A 15,304-nucleotide genomic window follows, 5' to 3' on the forward strand; every position below is an offset into this window, starting at 1 on the left:
CCCTTACGCGCCGACCTGGTCGGCGGCGTTGTCGAGCTTCTCCAGCACCGGCCGCACCGGGTCGCCGGACTCCTCGGCCTCCTTGATGGCGCGCTTCTCGGCTCGTTCCTCGGGCTTTTCCAGCAGGCGCTCGAGGATGATGATGTCGCGCCACTGGCCGGCCATCGGCCCGTAGGTCATCTTCGCCATGTGGTGGTACACGCCGACCTCGCGGAAACCGACCTTGCGGTGCAGCTTCAGCGAGCCGACGTTTTCGGGGAACACCCACGAGTGGATGGACCAGCAGCCCTTCTCGGTGGCCTCGTCGATGAGGTGGTTGAGCAGCGCTCCGGCGATGCCCATGCCCTGCCCGTCGGGATGAACGTAGATGGAGTCCTCGATGACGCCGTTGAAGATCTGGCGCTTGGACACCGACGACGCCGACGCCCAGGCGAGGATCTTCGACGGGTCGTCGTCGGAAGTCGCGACGTAACAGAGGTCGAGCCGCTTCAGCGCGCTGAACCCCTCCCAGTCCGGCGCCGAGTGTTCCCACGATGCGTGCCCCGTGTCGAGGCCGATCTCGTAGATCGCCTGCACCTGCGGGTAGTCGTCTTCGCGCATCAACCGAATGCTGAATCCGCGGTTTCCGTCAGCCATGAGACCAGTCTGTCCGATTTGGCGCGCCACGTCGAATGAATCGACGAAAAGCCTGTTCAGCGTCGCCGTTTCGATGCGCGGGGCCCGCCCTTTCCGCGACCGCCCCGGCCCGTGCCGCCGCCGGATGATCCGCCCCGCTTGGCGCCGGTCTTTCCGGTGGGTTTGCCGCCCGTCTTCGCCGCTTGACGACGAGCCTGTTTGGCCAACGTCTTTTCCCGCGCCGACATTTTCTTCTTCGGGGTTCGATCGTCGGCGAGCGCCGACCGGCGGGAGCCTTCGCGACGCCCGCGGACGATGCCGGCCAGTTCCTGCGTCAGATCGTCGTCGCCGTCCTTGGGCCACGTCAGCCACAGGGTCGTCGGCTCGGCGCCGGCGGCCGGGGCGATTTCCCGGTGGGTCGTGCCGCGGGCGTTGAGTGCCCGCAGCAGCGGCCGGGGCGCCAACACCACGCCCGCCCCGGTGGCCACGACCTGCAGCATGTCCCGAACCTCCCCCGGGTCGGCCGCCGACGAGGCGTCGAGAAGCACCGTCTCCCCCTCGAGATCCGCTCGATCGACGACCTCACCATCCTTGAGCAGAGACAACACGTGTTCCCGCTCGACGGCGATGCCGCAGGCCTCGTCGTAAAGCCTGATGCGGTGCAGGGAATCGTCCTCCCGGGGATCCCTGGCCAACACCATGTCCGCCCGGCCCGCACGCAGCTCCGCAACCGGGTCATCCGCGGAAAACGACGTCAGCTCCAACCCCGTGCGCTCCCGGTACCGGCGAAACCACTTCTCCGGCATCACCCCCGGAACGAACGCCACCCGCAACGCCCGCGGCCCCGGCGACACACCCCGGTCGGCGACGTCCGCAACAGCGTCTGCGGTGACATCGGCGCGGGCTTCGGCATGATCTGCGGGCACGGTCGACATGAACGCCATGCTACTTGCCGGTGCTACCGTGGGCCCCATGAAACCCCTGACCGCGGCCAAGAAACTGGGCATCTACCTGCCCGCGACCCCCGAAGATTTCCAGCAGTCGGACTTGAGCCACGAGCAGTTCGTGGAACTCCAAAAGAACCCGCCGGAATGGCTCGCCGAACTGCGCCGCACCGGCCCCCACCCGCGGCCCGAAGTCGCCCGGCGCCTGGGCATCACCATCACCGCCCTCAAAGCCAACGACATGGACAAGCCGCTGACCACCGAAGACATCAAGGCGCTCCTCGCCGACCAGCCCGACTGGCTGCGCGCGGCCCGAACATCCCTGGCCCAGCAGCGCGCCGATGCCGCCGAACGAAAGGACGGGGGCGCGCAATGACCGGAACCGTCGAGCTCGCATACGACGTCCACGGGCCGACCGGTGCCAGCGCCGACGGTGGCGCCACGGGCGGGGGCGAGGGCGCGCCGACCGCCATCCTGCTGGGGTCGCTCGGCGCATCCCGCGACATGTGGGATCCGCAGGTGGAGGCGTTGTCCGAGTCGGCGCGGATCATCACCGTCGACCTGCGCGGCCACGGCGAATCCCCGGCGCCGGTCGGCGAATATTCCATGACCGGCCTGGCCGACGACGTGCTGGCGCTCATGGATTCCCTCGGAATCGACCGCGCCCACATCGTCGGCCTGTCGCTCGGCGGCGCGGTGGCCCAGACCATCGCCCTGGACCACCCCGAGCGCCTGCGGACCCTGACCCTGATCTCGACCGCACCGAAGTTCGGCGAGACCGACGCCTGGCTGGACAAGGCCGAGAACGTCCGCGCCAACGGCACCGGCGTGCTGGCCGACACCGTCGTGGGCAATTGGTTCACCGACGAGTGCTTCGCCGAGAACCCGCAACTGCCCGCCCGTTTCGCCGACGGCATCCGCGCCACCTCGGACGAGGGCTACGCCGGCTGCTGCCACGCCATCGCCGGGTTCGACACCCGCGAGCAACTCGGCGACATCACCGTGCCCACGTGGGTCATCGCCGGCGAGGAGGACACGTCAACTCCGCTTGATGTGGTGACGTCGCTGTACGACGGCATTCCCGAGTCGTCGTTGACCGAGATTTCCCCGGCGAAGCACCTGGTCAACGTCGAGGTGCCGGACGCGGTCAATCGGGTGCTGGCCATGCAGTGGGGCGTGTAGGCGACGACGCCGACGAATGTGCGCCACAAGCCCTCACGCGCACACTCGTCAGATGTGCAGCCCCGCCCGCGCCGACGAATGTGCGCCACAGAGTCCCTCGCGCACACTCGTCAAATCTGCAGCCCCCACCCGGCCGACGAATGTGCGCCACAAGCCCTCACGCGCACACTCGTCAAATGTGCAGCCCGGCAGGCGCCCGAACAACCGCCGGAAACGCAAAAAAGCGAGGCGGCCATCCTGTTCCAAGGGATGGCCGCCTCGCTCTTCGTGTGCAATTGGAGGTTGCATGTGACTGACTGTCGTGACTGTCGTGGCAGTTGACCACTGAGCGCAACGATAATCCCCGACCTGCACCAACGCGATTAAAACAACGAAACGCTTGCGTTAATCACCCCCGTGAGGCCATCTCGCACGCCAACTTCGCGCCGTCGTCACCGCAGGTAAACACCGATTTTTTTAGGGCGCCCTAAGTCGCGGGCGAAAAGTTGAAACGGGGGTAGTCACGACCGTCGTAAAGCATCCCAACCAGCACATTCCGCAGCCCGCCCGCAATCACCGCCCCGCCCGCGCGCCCCGCCGCAACGTGATACGCCCCTCAGGTTTGGCGAAAATGGGGGCAATGTCACCGCCAACGGTGGCCCCAGTCACATATTTATGCATAATGGTTGAGACAGACATTCCGGAGAGCGGACCGCAGCCCGAGCCACCGGCCCGGACCCGCGCACCGCACCGACCCCACCTCAACCGAGCACGAGGAGACGCCCCCATGAAGGACTTCCTGCCCCGTACCCACTTCAACGAAGAGCACGAGATGTTCCGCGACATGGTCCGCGGCTTCGTCGAGAAGGAGATCACCCCCAACGTCGAGCGCTGGCACGAGCAGGGCATGCCGGACCGCGAGGTCTTCAAGAAGGCCGGCGAGCTCGGCCTCATCGGCATGTCGACCCCGGAGGCCTACGGCGGCGGCGGCGAGATGGACTTCCGCTACAACCAGGTCCTCAACGAGGAGCTGACCAAGTCCGACTGCGGCTCGATCGTCGTGTCCTTCGGCACCCTCAACGACCTGTGCGCCCCGTACCTGGCCAAGTTCGCGTCCGAGGAGCTCAAGCAGAAGTACCTGGCGCCGATGAACGCCGGCGACCTGATCGGCTGCCTGGCCATGACCGAGCCGGGCGCGGGCTCCGACCTCGCCGGCATGCGCACCTTCGCCAAGCGCGACGGCGACCACTGGGTCCTCAACGGTGCGAAGACCTTCATCTCCAACGGCATGCTGTCGGACTTCGCGCTGGTCGCGGCGATCACCGACCCGTCGAAGGGCCGCGCCGGCGTGTCCATGTTCGTGGTCGACACCGGCCTGGAGGGCTACACCAAGACCGGCCCGCTGAAGAAGGTCGGCCTGAAGGCCCAGGACACCGCCGAGCTGCACTTCGACAACGTGCGCGTCCCGGCCGAGAACCTGCTGGGCGAGGAGGGTGCCGCGTTCGGTTACCTGCGCACCAACCTGGCCCACGAGCGTCTGACGGTCGCCGTCGGTTCGGTGGCCACCTCCCGCCGCGCCTGGACCCTGGCGTACAACTACGCGCAGGAGCGCGAGACCTTCGGCAAGCCGCTGATCCAGCACCAGGTTCACGGCCACTACCTGGCGGACATCGCTTCGCGCCTCACCGTGCAGCAGGCGTTCGTCGACCAGTGCGTCATGGCGCACAACGACGGCAACCTCGATGAGACCGCGGCGTCGATGGCGAAGTTCTGGACCACCGAGGAGCAGCAGGACATCGTGACCCGCTGCCTGCAGATGTTCGGCGGCTACGGCTTCATGCTCGAGTACCCGATCTCGACGCACTACCTGGACTCGAAGGTGCAGACCATCTACGGCGGCACCAACGAGATCATGAAGGAGATCATCTTCCGCCGCATCGCCAAGGGCGGCGCCGCGTAAGGTTCGCGGTTCGGCGGGTGCCGGCGCCGTGTGCGGCCCGGTTCCCGCGGCACGGTTGGCGTGCCTCCCCTGATTGCTTTTGCGCTTGACGACGGCCCGTTCCCCCGGTGGGAGCGGGCCTTCGTCGTGGGTGCGGTGGGGCTGTGCAGGGGCGGTGCGCGGCCCACCCCGATCGCGGGACCGTCCTGGTCGCAGGGCGCGCGTTCCGGGTGGTCGTCGCCGTGGGCGCGGCGTTGGCGACGTTTCTCATCATCGGCGTGCCCACCGACATCATCCCCAACCCGATGTTCGGCCGGGACGTGCCGGTGCGGCCGTGGGAGCTGCCGGTCCTGGCGGCCACCTCGGGGCTGACGGGCCTCTACTTCGGACTGCAGCGCCCCGGTTCGGCCAAGTCGGGCCCGGCGATCGGCGGCGCGGGCCTGGCCATGTTCGCCGTGGCCTGCCCGGTCTGCAACAAGATCGTGCTCCTCGCCCTGGGCACGTCGGGCGCGTTGGGCTTCTGGCAACCGCTGCAGCCGTTCCTCGCCGGGATTTCCCTCGCCGCCCTCATCGCCGCGGTGGCATGGGCATGGCGACGCAACCCATGCGCCGACACCGGTTGCGACGCCGGATGTTCGGTGCGCTGAGGCGTCGCAAAGCAAGCCCCGCGACGAAACACCGACGCGACGGCGCCCCCTACCGCCCCGTGAACTTCGGGGCGCGCTTGTTCAGGAACGCCTCGACGGCCTCGCGGTGATCCACCGAGTTGACCAGCCGCTTCTGCGCGCCGCCCTCCAAATCGGCGACCGCCAACATCGCCGCCGCATCCTTCACCATCGCCTTGATCTCCCGGTACGACCCCGTCGGACCCGACGCGAGCCTCCGCGCGAACTCCTCCGCCGCCGCATCGGCATCATCCCCGTCGGCGACCTGCGTGACCAGCCCCAACTCGAGGGCCGCCTCCGCCGAGACGGGCTGATCGTCGAAAAGCAACTGCAACGCCTTCGCCGGTCCAACCAACTGCGGCAGCAGGTAGCTGATGCCGCAATCCGTGGCCAACCCAATCGACGGGAACGCCGCCTTGAACGACGCCGACCGCGCCGCCACCCGGAAATCGCAGTTCAGCGCCAGCGACCAGCCCGCGCCCGCCGCCGCACCATTGACCGCCGCGACCACCGGCACCGGAATCGACGCCAGCGCCGCGACCATCGGGTTGTACTCCGTGTCGACCTTGTCCATAGCCGACGGCTCGTTCATGTCCACCAGGTGTTCCTTGAGGTCCTGCCCCGTGCAGAACACCTTCTTCCCGCCCTTGAGCAGCACTGCACGCACCGGGCCGGCGTCCGTGGCGCCCGTGCCGGTGGCGTCGGCGTCGGCGTCGGCATCATGCTTGACGACGCACTGTTCCGCCGCATCCTCGAAAGCGCGCCGCAGCTCCAGCCGCAGAGCGCGGTTCAGGGAGTTGTGGCCCTCGGGACGGTCGATGGTGATGGTGAGCAAGCCGGCGTCGCGAGTGACGGTGACGAATTCCATGGCCCTCAAACTACCCGGTGTCCGCGATCCCGGGGTGGACTTAGCCGGTGGTCCTCAACGAGGTCCTAGACGATGGCGCCAAACGACCGTCCTAAACGATGGTCCAGTCCTCGAGGCCCTCGTACAGCGGGAAGTCCTCGGCGAGCTTGGACACGCGGGCGCGCAGGGCGGCGGTGTCGGCGTTCTTGCCGGCGGCCAGGGCGGTGCCGATGATGTCGGCGACCTCCTCGAAGGCCTTCTCGTCGAAGCCGCGGGTGGCCAGCGCCGGGGTGCCGATGCGCAGGCCGGAGGTGACCATCGGCGGGCGCGGGTCGAACGGCACGGCGTTGCGGTTGACGGTGATGCCGACCTCGTGGAGCAGGTCCTCGGCCTCCTGGCCGTTCAGCTCCGAGTTGCGCAGGTCCGCGAGCACCAGGTGCACGTCGGTGCCGCCGGTGAGGACGTCGACGCCGGCGTCTTTGCAATCGGCGGCGGTGAGGCGCTCGGCCAGCAGGCGCGCGCCGGTCAGGGTGCGCTCCTGGCGCTCCTTGAACTGCTCCGTGCCGGCGATCTTCAGGGCCACGGCCTTGGCGGCGATGGCGTGCATCAGCGGCCCGCCCTGCTGGCCCGGGAAGACGGCGGAGTTGAGCTTCTTGGCGTAGTCCTGCTTGGCCAGGATCATGCCGGAGCGGGGGCCGCCGAGGGTCTTGTGCACGGTGGTGGACACGACGTCCGACGCGGCGACCGGCGAGGGGTGCAGGCCCGCGGCGACCAGGCCGGCGAAGTGGGCCATGTCGGTCCACAGCTTCGCGCCGACCTCGTCTGCAATGGAGCGGAACGCGTCGAAGTCCAGGTGGCGCGGGTACGCGGACCAGCCGGCGATGATGACGTCCGGCTTTTCGGCCAGCGCCTGCTCGCGGACCTTGTCCATGTCGATGCGCATGGTGTCCGGGTCAACGCCGTAGGCGCCGACTTCGTAGAGCTTGCCGGAGAAGTTCAGCTTCATGCCGTGGGTCAGGTGGCCACCGTGGGCCAAGTCCAGGCCGAGGATGCGGTCGCCGGCGTTGATCAGCGCGTGCAGAACGGCGGCGTTGGCCTGGGCGCCGGCGTGCGGCTGGACGTTGGCGAATTCGGCGCCGAAGAGTTCCTTGGCGCGGTCGCGGGCGAGGTCCTCGACGACGTCGACGTTTTCGCAGCCACCGTAGTAGCGACGGCCCGGGTAGCCTTCGGCGTACTTGTTGGTCAGCACCGAGCCCTGGGCCTGCAGGACGGCGCGGGGGACGAAGTTCTCGCTGGCGATCATCTCCAGCGTGTCGCGCTGGCGGGCGAGCTCGCCGGCCATGGCCTCGGCGACTGCCGGGTCGAGTTCGCTGAGGGACTGGTAGCGGACGTCATCGCTGGGGATACCGGTCATGGGTGGCCAACAACCTTTCGAAGGAAGCTACGGGTTCGAAAGGCCATCGTAGTCCCCCGCCTCCAGCGGGGCCGATTCGGTCTGGGTCGTCTCCCCCTGCAGCGAACCACATCACTCACCAACGGCCCGCCTCCTTCTCAGCTGGCCACCTCCCACCCACGGCGCACGCTCTCCCCGACCGGCGCCCCAGATCCCCCACTCGCGGCCCGCCTTTTCTCAGCCCACCACCTCTCACCCGCGACCCACGCTCTCCCCCACAACCATCCAAGCCACTCACGTCACCCGCGCCCCAGATCCCCCACTCACGGTCCGCCTTTTCTCAGCCCACCACCTCTCACCCGCGACCCACGCTCTCCCCCACAACCACCCAAGCCCCTCACGTCACCTGCGCCCCAAATTCCGAGGCATCGCACAAAACGGGACACGCCGATCAGCAAAAGACCAGGTCGCCGCCGGGCGATTTGTCCCGTTTTGTGCGATAGAAAACTTGCTGCCCAAAGCCGGGCCCCGACACCGATTACCTACAAGGAGTAGTGACCCCGGAAAGGGCGGTTGGAGTCGACGAACCAAAGAAGGCCCGCTCAGAACACCACCCAGCCGACCGCGCCGGCGGCGAGAACGACGGCCCACGCGGGAACCTTGAACCTGGTCAGCGCCGCCAAAGCGATCACGGCGACGACGAAAGTACCCGGCCCGGTGATGCCATGCGTCCACACGGGGTCGTAGAACGCGGCCCCCAGCAGGCCGACGACGGCGGCGTTGATCGCGGCGACGGCACCACGGGCCCTCGGGTTGGCGGCCTGCTTCGCCCACACCGGCATCACGGCGACGAGCAGCAACATCGACGGAAGGAAGATCGCCAAAGTCGCGACCACCGCGCCGAGCACCCCACCGGACGCCATCCCCAGGTACGACGCGAAAGTGAACAACGGACCCGGCACCGCCTGCGCCAGGCCGTACCCCGCCAGGAAGGTATCGGCGTCGACGACGTCCGGCACCAGGCCGCCCTCCAGCAGCGGCAACACGACGTGCCCGCCGCCGAACACCAGCGCACCCGCCCAGTAGTACGTGCCCCACCACTGCGTTGCGGCGACGGCCATGACGACGAAGAACGCCACCAGCGCACCGATCGACGCCCACGCGGGCACCGAGTACGCCAGATGCGCAGGCTTCGTCGGGCCCTCGGAATCGTCGTCACCACGATCACCCCCGCGGATGAACGCCAACCCGACGACGCCGGCGACGACGATCGCCGCGACCTGCGCCCACGCTCCCCACGTGCCCGGCGCGAGCAGCGTCACCGCCATCGCGCCGATGGCCAGCGCGGCGGTCAACCGCGACGTCACCAGGTTTCCGGCCATGCCCCACAGGGCGACGGCGACGACCGCCACCGCCGCCGCCTTCAATCCCGCGATGGCGCCGTCCAGATCGCCGAAGTACGCCACTCCGATCGCGGCGAGCGCAAGGACGATCGCGGAAGGCGTCGTAAAGCCGATGAACGCCGCCACCATGCCCGGCAGCCCCGCGCGCCGCCAACCCAGCGCCATGCCGACCTGCGACGACGCCGGGCCGGGCAGGAACTGACACAGGGCGACGACGTCGGCGTACTCCGAGTCGGTGAGCCACTTGCGCTTGCCGACGAACTCCTCGCGAAAATAGCCGAGGTGCGCCACGGGGCCGCCGAAAGACGTCAGACCCAGCAGGCCGAACGCCGAAAACACCTCGCCGACCGAGCCTTTGCGTGTCGACGCTCCCCCGGCGTCGCTTATCCCGCCATCCGCCCCACCGGCACCATCCGCCGCACGAGCGGCACGTCCTTCGCTGTTCCCGGGCTTCGGTTCGGCCATGACAATCCAGCCTAAGGCACCCGGTTGGCCGCCGCAGTCGGAGGAATTGGCATGATGGGGCCATGACCCGCGCGCATGCACCCGGCCCGTACCTGGAGTTCGACAGGCGCACATGGCGCGAACTCCGCGAGTCGATGCCGCAGGTGCTCACCGCCGAGGAAGCCGAGCGTCTGTCCGGCATCGGCGAGAACATCGATCTCGACGAGGTCGCCGAGGTCTACCTGCCGCTGTCGCGTCTGATTCACCTGCGGGTGCAGGCACATCGCGAGCTCAACCGCACGACGGCGACGTTCCTCGGCGAGGAGTATCAGGGCGTGCCGTTCATCATCGGCGTCGCCGGTTCGGTGGCCGTCGGCAAGTCCACGACGGCGCGTCTGCTGCAGGTTCTGTTGGAGCGGTGGGACACGAATCCGCGTGTGGATCTGATCACGACGGACGGTTTCCTGTATCCGTCGGCCGAGTTGAATCGGCGGGGGATCATGAACCGCAAGGGTTTCCCGGAGTCGTACGATCAGCGGGCGTTGATGCGTTTCGTCACGTCGGTGAAGGCGGGGGTCCGCGACGTGAAGGCGCCGGTGTATTCGCACACCGCCTATGACCGGGTGCCCGGCGAGTTCGAGGTCGTCGACCAGCCGGACATTCTCATCGTGGAAGGCCTCAACGTCCTGCAGACGGGCCCGATGCTGATGGTGTCCGATCTGTTCGACTTTTCCGTGTACGTCGACGCGCGTCGCGAGGACATCGAGCGCTGGTACATCGAGCGTTTCCTCAAGTTGCGGCATACGGCGTTCCGGGCGCCGGGGGCCCATTTCGCGGATTACGCGGATCTGGACGACGAGGCGGCGACCGTCGAGGCGCGCCGCATCTGGCAGACGGTGAACCTGCCGAATCTGATGGAGAACATTCTGCCCACGCGGGTCCGGGCGTCGTTGGTGTTGCGCAAGTCGAGCGATCACACGATTGACCGCGTGCGCATGCGCAAGCTGTAGCGTGCTTTACGACGGCGCCCCTATTTCCCGTCGGCCGCCTCCAGCCATTCGACCAGTGCGTCGAGTTCCGAGTAGTCGACGCGGTCGGTGTCGACGCCGTAGGACTCGATCATCTGGATTTCATTCGGCGACGGGTTCTTCTTCCCCTTGATCATCCGCGTCATGGTCCACATCACCGCCCGGTGTTTGCGGGACATCACGGAGTACAGCAGGCGCCCGGGCAGGTAGTGGCGGTGGACGAGGTCGGAGACGTCGTCGAGGGCCGCGCGGGCGGGGTCCTTTTCGCGGACTTCGTCGAGCAGGGTCATGCCGATGACGGCCAGCGCCATGTGGCGGTCCGGGGTGGCGCGGGCGATGGTCTTCATCAGGTTGGCGCCGCCGAAGGTGCCGGCGTAGTTCGGGGTGAACACGATCACGGGGGCGTCGGGGTGTTGAGTGAGCACCGAGTCGAGTTCATCGGTCATCTGCGTCGAAGCCCCGCCGTCGCCGCCGATGAGCCGTCCCCCGGTGCGGCGGGCGAATTCCGTCGCGTAATCCTTCGTCGATCCGTAGCGGGTGTTGGCGACGACGACGATGGGCTGAACGGGCGTGGTGTTCGACATGGCACCGATTGTGCCCTCATCCGTCGCGATCCGCGCGGGACGGCCGGCGGTTGCGTGGAGTTGCAGAGTGTTTGGCCGTTGCGCGGCGATCCGCGCGGGACGTCCGGCGGCTGCGCGGCGCGACCGGATGTCGGCCGGTCAGCGCCCGAAACGGCGGCTGCGTTGCGAAAAGTCCCGCAGCGCCCGGAGGAAATCGATGCGCCGGAACTCCGGCCAATAGGTGTCGGTGAACCAGATCTCCGAGTACGCCGACTGCCACAGCAGAAAACCGCTGAGCCGCTGCTCCCCCGAAGTGCGGATGACCAGGTCCGGATCCGGCTGCCCCGACGTGTACAAATGACCGCCGATGGCTTCCGGCGTGATCAGCTCGACGATGTCCTTCGCCGCCACGCCCTCGGCCGCGGCGTCGCCGACGATCCGACGCACCGCATCCACGATCTCCTGGCGACCGCCGTAACCGACCGCGATGTTGACCTGGATGCCCGTATTCCCCGCCGTGAGCTCCTCGTCCCGGCGCAACCGATCGGCCATCTCGTCGGGAAGCAACTCGAGATGCCCCACCATCCGCAGCCGAATGTCCTGCCCGGCATCGGCCAACTCGTCGGCGACGTCGCCGATGATGTCGAACAGCAGCTCCAACTCATCGGCCGAACGCCGCAGATTCTCCGTCGACAGCAGATAAATGGTCACCAGACCGATCTGCTGCTCCGAACACCAGGACACGAACTCCGCGATCTTGCGGGCCCCCACCCGGTGACCGTGGCTGACGTCGGTGAACCCGGCTTCGCGAGCCCACCGGCGATTGCCGTCTGCCATCACCGCGACATGGTGCGGGCGCGGCAAACCCTCGAGGGACCGGGCGAGCCGACGCTCGTAGAGCGGGTACGCCAGGCGCCCGAGCACCCGCGGAAGCTGGAACGGTTTCACGCGGACGAGTCTACCGGGCCGCCCCCGTCCCGGTGAGATGGCGCCCGCCACTCGGCGGGCCGCTCTCGCACACGTGGCGGGGCGGCTCCCCGGCCCCGGACCAGACGGCGCCGGGAAACCCTACGCCCGCTGCGGACCGTCGCCACGCACCTCACGGCGGGCGCGGACGGCCTCGGCGAGACCGCGCAACAGAGAATCCGTCGTGTCCCAGTCGATGCAGGCGTCGGTGACCGACTGCCCGTAGGTCAGGCCCTCACGGCCGTTGACCACCTTCTGGTTGCCGGCCTCGATGAAGGACTCGATCATGATGCCGTCGATGCCGTCGTCGCCGGCGGCGATCTGCTCGGCGATCTCCCGCACGACCTCGGCCTGGCGGACCTCCGACTTGCCGGAGTTGGCGTGGCTGGCGTCGATCATCAGCGACCGCGGCAGACCCGACTTCTCCAGACGATCCTTCGCATCGGCGACGGACTCCGGATCGCAATTCGGCCCCTTCGTGCCGCCGCGCAAGATGATGTGGCAGTTGGCGTTGCCCGCCGTCTCCACCACCGCGGCCCGACCGTCGTCGTTCATGCCGAAGAAGAAGTGCGGATTGGCCGCCGACACCAGCGAATCCACCGCGACCTGGACGTTGCCGTCGGTGCCGTTCTTGAAGCCGATCGGCATGGACAGGCCCGACGCCAACTGGCGGTGAACCTGCGACTCCGTCGTGCGCGCGCCGATCGCGCCCCACGCCACCGCGTCGGCGATGTACTGCGGGCTGTTCGGCTCCAGGAACTCCGCGCCGACCGGCAGCCCGATCTGCAGCACCTCGATGAGCAGCTCACGGGCCATGCGCAGGCCGTCGAGAATGGCGAACGAACCGTCCATGTGCGGATCGTTGATCAGGCCCTTCCAGCCCACGGTGGTGCGCGGCTTCTCGAAGTACACCCGCATGACCACCAGCAGATCGTCCTTCAGCTCGTCGGCGACGACCTTCAGCCGGCGGGCGTAATCGACCGCGGCCTCCGGGTCGTGCACCGAGCACGGCCCGACGACGACGAGCAGACGGTCATCCTCGTTGGCGATGACGTCGGCGATCGCCCGGCGGGCGTCCTCGACGTCATTGGCCAATTTCTCGCCGAGCGGAACGTCGGAAAGCAACTGCCGGGGAGACGGCAGATCATGGAACGCGACGACACGCTGATTCGACGTCGAAGCGGGATTTTCAAGGGAAGTCGGGGGCGTCATGGCCAGTGCCTTTCGGTGAGTCTTCGGATGTCTGCGCCGGTCGCCGCCCTCCGGCAAAAGGCCGGATACGACGAAAGGCAGCGACCCGATGAACGGGTGCTGCCTTTGGGGCTCCGGCGTGCGCGCGACGATTTCAGGGATGCATGACTGACGGGGTCAGCTGCCGGAGCCCCTCATAAAATAAAATCGCCAGTTACGCACGTCACAAATCCTAATCCTTGGAACGACGATCCCGCAATTCGGGCTCCCCCGAGAAGCGATCCTCGACGGTGGCTTCCCCGTCGACGCCACCCGAACCCTCTCGGGCCGCCATCGCACGATCGATCGCCTCGACGTCGAACGGATCCATGCCGTGCCCCTCGGCGAAAGCACGACGACGACGCATCCGCTTCATGCGACGGGACAGGTCGACGCCGATCAACAAGATGGTGACCAACAACAACACGATGACCAGCAAACCGATCGGCGACGCCTTGCCGAAGTCGGCGCCCATCGGGCCCACCGGATTCTGCGCCAGCAGGGCCACGTCCACCACAGCCTCCGCCGCGGCGGCATTCCACAATTCCATTGCCTGGGGCATGTCAGCCATCATTCCTTAATGCTCTGCGGCATCGTCCGCCGCGGATCCATCACCGGGAGCGTCATCCGGCTCGATGCCCGCGAACAGGTCATCCTCCGGCAGGGAGGTGCGCACCCGCGTACGCGCCAACTCGAATTCCTCCGTCGGCCACACTCTACGCTGCACGTCCGTCGGCACCGCGAAGAAAGGCCCGTTCGGGTCGATCTGGGTGGCGTGGGCCAGCAGCGCATCGTCGCGGGCGTCGAAGAAGTCCCCGCATTCGACCTGCGTGGTCACCCGCTCCATGATGTCGCCGCGAGTGGACACCCACCGCTTCAGCGGCTCAGCCAGGGGGCTGGGCAGACCCCGCTCCACGTAGTAGGCGTCCAACGCCAGCAGGCGACGGCGCACGAAACCGTGGGTGTAGTACATCTTCTTGATCTCCCACGGCTCCCCCAGCTCCGGGTAGAGATCGGACGCCGCCTCGGTCCAGGCGCGCACGGAAACGATGTGCGTCATGATGTGGTCCGGGTGCGGGTACCCGCCGTTTTCGTCGTAGGTGATCAGCACATGCGGGCGGAACTCCCGGATGACCTCGATGAGCGGCTTGACCGCGTCCTCCACCTTCTCCCGGGCGAAACACCCGTCCGGCAGCACGGGGGTCGGCGACCCGGAGGGCAGACCGGAGTCGACGAAGCCGAGCCAACGGTGCTGCACCCCGAGAATCCGGGCCGCCTCCGCCATTTCGCCCACCCGCACGGCGGCGATGTTCTCGACGACTTCCGGACGATCCATCGCCGGATTCAGGATGCTGCCGCGCTCCCCGCCCGTGAGGGTGACCACCATGACGTCATGGCCCTCGGCGGCGTAGCGCGCCATCGTCGCCGCACCCTTGCTCGACTCGTCATCGGGGTGGGCGTGGACCGCCATCAATCGCAGACTCATGCGGTGTCCTTCCAGTCCGGTACCTGTTCCGACATTCGTTCAGTCTACGGGGCCGATCCGCGGGCCCCGACGCGGGTGGCGGGGAATCGTCCGATACAGTTGGGGGCATGTCGGACACGAAGGCCTCCAACGCGGACCGCGATCGCGGAAGCGACGCCCGATCCACCTCCGCCAAGCGCACCGCCCGTTACGGCGACACCAACCGCCGCCTGCCGGGCAAGCTGATCGTCGTCGGCATCATCGGCATGCTCGTCGTGGCGGCGGCGTACATCTTCGTCCAGATGAACCGGGTGTCCACGCCCGACGTCACCGCCACCCAGGCCGGCTGGGCCCGCGAAGAGGGCCGCGAAGACGACGTGTTCATCTTCACCCTCGACGTCACCCGCGAAGACCCGACGCTCGACGCGTACTGCATCATCTACGCCCTGAACTACGACGTCGCCGAAGTCGGCCGCCGCGACGTGTTCATCCCCGCCGGAGGCCCCTCCACCGTGCGCCTGGACGTGCCCATCCAAACCCGCGAACAGGCCGTGGCCGGAGACGTGTACGGCTGCTCCACGGAAATGCCCGAGTTCCTCTCCGACAAGGCGTCGTAAAGCACCGCGCCCCGACCCCGCTCC

At 67.8% G+C, this 15,304-nt stretch carries 16 protein-coding genes; 6 read left to right on the forward strand and 10 right to left on the reverse strand.

Going from position 1 to position 15,304, the window contains the following annotated elements; all coding sequences use genetic code 11:
• Positions 1 to 3 precede the first annotated feature (3 nt).
• Both HMPREF3121_RS00985 and HMPREF3121_RS00990 read right to left on the reverse strand, forming a co-directional pair.
• Complete coding sequence (locus HMPREF3121_RS00985; RefSeq protein ID WP_035123138.1) at positions 4 to 636, reverse strand: GNAT family N-acetyltransferase; 633 nt, start codon at positions 634 to 636, stop codon at positions 4 to 6.
• A 56-nt stretch (positions 637 to 692) separates the two neighbouring features.
• Positions 693 to 1,550 carry a LysR substrate-binding domain-containing protein gene (locus HMPREF3121_RS00990; RefSeq protein WP_083291135.1) on the reverse strand — a complete coding sequence of 286 codons (858 nt, stop codon included), beginning with the start codon at positions 1,548 to 1,550 and terminating at the stop codon, positions 693 to 695.
• Between the two features lie 37 nt (positions 1,551 to 1,587).
• Between HMPREF3121_RS00990 and HMPREF3121_RS00995 the strand changes: the two genes are divergently transcribed.
• The 4 genes from HMPREF3121_RS00995 (at position 1,588) to HMPREF3121_RS01010 (ending at position 5,306) form a co-directional block, all read left to right on the forward strand.
• Entirely contained in the window at positions 1,588 to 1,935 is a 348-nt protein-coding gene (locus tag HMPREF3121_RS00995) for a DUF5997 family protein (protein WP_052054382.1), read from the forward strand.
• Positions 1,932 to 2,741 carry a 3-oxoadipate enol-lactonase gene (gene pcaD, locus HMPREF3121_RS01000; protein WP_083291129.1) on the forward strand — a complete coding sequence of 270 codons (810 nt, stop codon included), beginning with the start codon at positions 1,932 to 1,934 and terminating at the stop codon, positions 2,739 to 2,741. The genes HMPREF3121_RS00995 and pcaD overlap by 4 nt, the downstream gene beginning before the upstream one ends.
• A gap of 766 nt (positions 2,742 to 3,507) precedes the next feature.
• Positions 3,508 to 4,680, forward strand: a complete 1,173-nt coding sequence (locus HMPREF3121_RS01005) for an acyl-CoA dehydrogenase family protein (RefSeq protein WP_070519170.1) — start codon at positions 3,508 to 3,510, stop codon at positions 4,678 to 4,680.
• A gap of 209 nt (positions 4,681 to 4,889) precedes the next feature.
• Positions 4,890 to 5,306 carry a hypothetical protein gene (locus HMPREF3121_RS01010; protein WP_246816022.1) on the forward strand — a complete coding sequence of 139 codons (417 nt, stop codon included), beginning with the start codon at positions 4,890 to 4,892 and terminating at the stop codon, positions 5,304 to 5,306.
• Positions 5,307 to 5,355: 49 nt separating this feature from the next.
• On the opposite strand, the gene HMPREF3121_RS01015 is transcribed toward HMPREF3121_RS01010, so the two are convergent.
• The 3 genes from HMPREF3121_RS01015 to chrA all read right to left on the reverse strand — a co-directional run bounded on the left by HMPREF3121_RS01015 (position 5,356) and on the right by chrA (position 9,432).
• On the reverse strand, positions 5,356 to 6,192 hold the full coding sequence (locus HMPREF3121_RS01015; RefSeq protein ID WP_070519171.1) for an enoyl-CoA hydratase-related protein: 837 nt from the start codon (positions 6,190 to 6,192) through the stop codon (positions 5,356 to 5,358).
• 91 nt (positions 6,193 to 6,283) lie between these two features.
• Positions 6,284 to 7,585: a serine hydroxymethyltransferase gene (gene glyA / locus HMPREF3121_RS01020; RefSeq protein ID WP_070519172.1), complete on the reverse strand. Its 1,302-nt coding sequence runs from the start codon at positions 7,583 to 7,585 to the stop codon at positions 6,284 to 6,286.
• 581 nt (positions 7,586 to 8,166) lie between these two features.
• Entirely contained in the window at positions 8,167 to 9,432 is a 1,266-nt protein-coding gene (gene chrA / locus HMPREF3121_RS01025) for a chromate efflux transporter (protein ID WP_083291130.1), read from the reverse strand.
• A gap of 62 nt (positions 9,433 to 9,494) precedes the next feature.
• On the opposite strand from chrA, the gene coaA reads away from it, so the two are divergent.
• Positions 9,495 to 10,421, forward strand: a complete 927-nt coding sequence (gene coaA / locus HMPREF3121_RS01030; RefSeq protein ID WP_070519175.1) for a type I pantothenate kinase — start codon at positions 9,495 to 9,497, stop codon at positions 10,419 to 10,421.
• A 20-nt stretch (positions 10,422 to 10,441) separates the two neighbouring features.
• Here the strand turns inward: coaA and HMPREF3121_RS01035 are convergent, their stop codons facing one another.
• The 5 genes from HMPREF3121_RS01035 to mca form a co-directional block, all read right to left on the reverse strand.
• Positions 10,442 to 11,023 (reverse strand): flavodoxin domain-containing protein, encoded by a 582-nt coding sequence (locus HMPREF3121_RS01035; RefSeq protein WP_070519177.1) that lies wholly within the window; start codon positions 11,021 to 11,023, stop codon positions 10,442 to 10,444.
• A 138-nt stretch (positions 11,024 to 11,161) separates the two neighbouring features.
• Positions 11,162 to 11,950, reverse strand: coding sequence for an isoprenyl transferase (locus tag HMPREF3121_RS01040; protein ID WP_070519179.1), 789 nt, complete (start codon positions 11,948 to 11,950; stop codon positions 11,162 to 11,164).
• 120 nt (positions 11,951 to 12,070) lie between these two features.
• Positions 12,071 to 13,180 carry a 3-deoxy-7-phosphoheptulonate synthase gene (locus tag HMPREF3121_RS01045; protein WP_070519181.1) on the reverse strand — a complete coding sequence of 370 codons (1,110 nt, stop codon included), beginning with the start codon at positions 13,178 to 13,180 and terminating at the stop codon, positions 12,071 to 12,073.
• Positions 13,181 to 13,391: 211 nt separating this feature from the next.
• Complete coding sequence (locus tag HMPREF3121_RS01050; RefSeq protein WP_371327299.1) at positions 13,392 to 13,760, reverse strand: hypothetical protein; 369 nt, start codon at positions 13,758 to 13,760, stop codon at positions 13,392 to 13,394.
• A 15-nt stretch (positions 13,761 to 13,775) separates the two neighbouring features.
• Entirely contained in the window at positions 13,776 to 14,684 is a 909-nt protein-coding gene (gene mca, locus HMPREF3121_RS01055) for a mycothiol conjugate amidase Mca (protein WP_070519184.1), read from the reverse strand.
• A 107-nt stretch (positions 14,685 to 14,791) separates the two neighbouring features.
• Between mca and HMPREF3121_RS01060 the strand changes: the two genes are divergently transcribed.
• Positions 14,792 to 15,280, forward strand: coding sequence for a DUF4307 domain-containing protein (locus HMPREF3121_RS01060; RefSeq protein WP_070519185.1), 489 nt, complete (start codon positions 14,792 to 14,794; stop codon positions 15,278 to 15,280).
• The last annotated feature ends 24 nt before the right edge of the window (positions 15,281 to 15,304 follow it).

Source organism: Corynebacterium sp. HMSC11E11 (assembly GCF_001807025.1).
GTDB lineage: Bacteria > Actinomycetota > Actinomycetes > Mycobacteriales > Mycobacteriaceae > Corynebacterium > Corynebacterium freneyi.

Excerpts from the sequence above, each read along its gene's own strand:
- HMPREF3121_RS00985 (WP_035123138.1), bottom strand. The coding sequence starts at position 636 with ATGGCTGACGGAAACCGCGGATTCAGCATTCGGTTGATGCGCGAAGAC.
- HMPREF3121_RS00990 (WP_083291135.1), bottom strand. The coding sequence starts at position 1,550 with ATGTCGACCGTGCCCGCAGATCATGCCGAAGCCCGCGCCGATGTCACC.
- HMPREF3121_RS00995 (WP_052054382.1), top strand. The coding sequence starts at position 1,588 with ATGAAACCCCTGACCGCGGCCAAGAAACTGGGCATCTACCTGCCCGCG.
- pcaD (WP_083291129.1), top strand. The coding sequence starts at position 1,932 with ATGACCGGAACCGTCGAGCTCGCATACGACGTCCACGGGCCGACCGGT.
- HMPREF3121_RS01005 (WP_070519170.1), top strand. The coding sequence starts at position 3,508 with ATGAAGGACTTCCTGCCCCGTACCCACTTCAACGAAGAGCACGAGATG.
- HMPREF3121_RS01015 (WP_070519171.1), bottom strand. The coding sequence starts at position 6,192 with ATGGAATTCGTCACCGTCACTCGCGACGCCGGCTTGCTCACCATCACC.
- glyA (WP_070519172.1), bottom strand. The coding sequence starts at position 7,585 with ATGACCGGTATCCCCAGCGATGACGTCCGCTACCAGTCCCTCAGCGAA.
- chrA (WP_083291130.1), bottom strand. The coding sequence starts at position 9,432 with ATGGCCGAACCGAAGCCCGGGAACAGCGAAGGACGTGCCGCTCGTGCG.
- coaA (WP_070519175.1), top strand. The coding sequence starts at position 9,495 with ATGACCCGCGCGCATGCACCCGGCCCGTACCTGGAGTTCGACAGGCGC.
- HMPREF3121_RS01035 (WP_070519177.1), bottom strand. The coding sequence starts at position 11,023 with ATGTCGAACACCACGCCCGTTCAGCCCATCGTCGTCGTCGCCAACACC.
- HMPREF3121_RS01045 (WP_070519181.1), bottom strand. The coding sequence starts at position 13,180 with ATGACGCCCCCGACTTCCCTTGAAAATCCCGCTTCGACGTCGAATCAG.
- HMPREF3121_RS01050 (WP_371327299.1), bottom strand. The coding sequence starts at position 13,760 with ATGCCCCAGGCAATGGAATTGTGGAATGCCGCCGCGGCGGAGGCTGTG.
- mca (WP_070519184.1), bottom strand. The coding sequence starts at position 14,684 with ATGAGTCTGCGATTGATGGCGGTCCACGCCCACCCCGATGACGAGTCG.
- HMPREF3121_RS01060 (WP_070519185.1), top strand. The coding sequence starts at position 14,792 with ATGTCGGACACGAAGGCCTCCAACGCGGACCGCGATCGCGGAAGCGAC.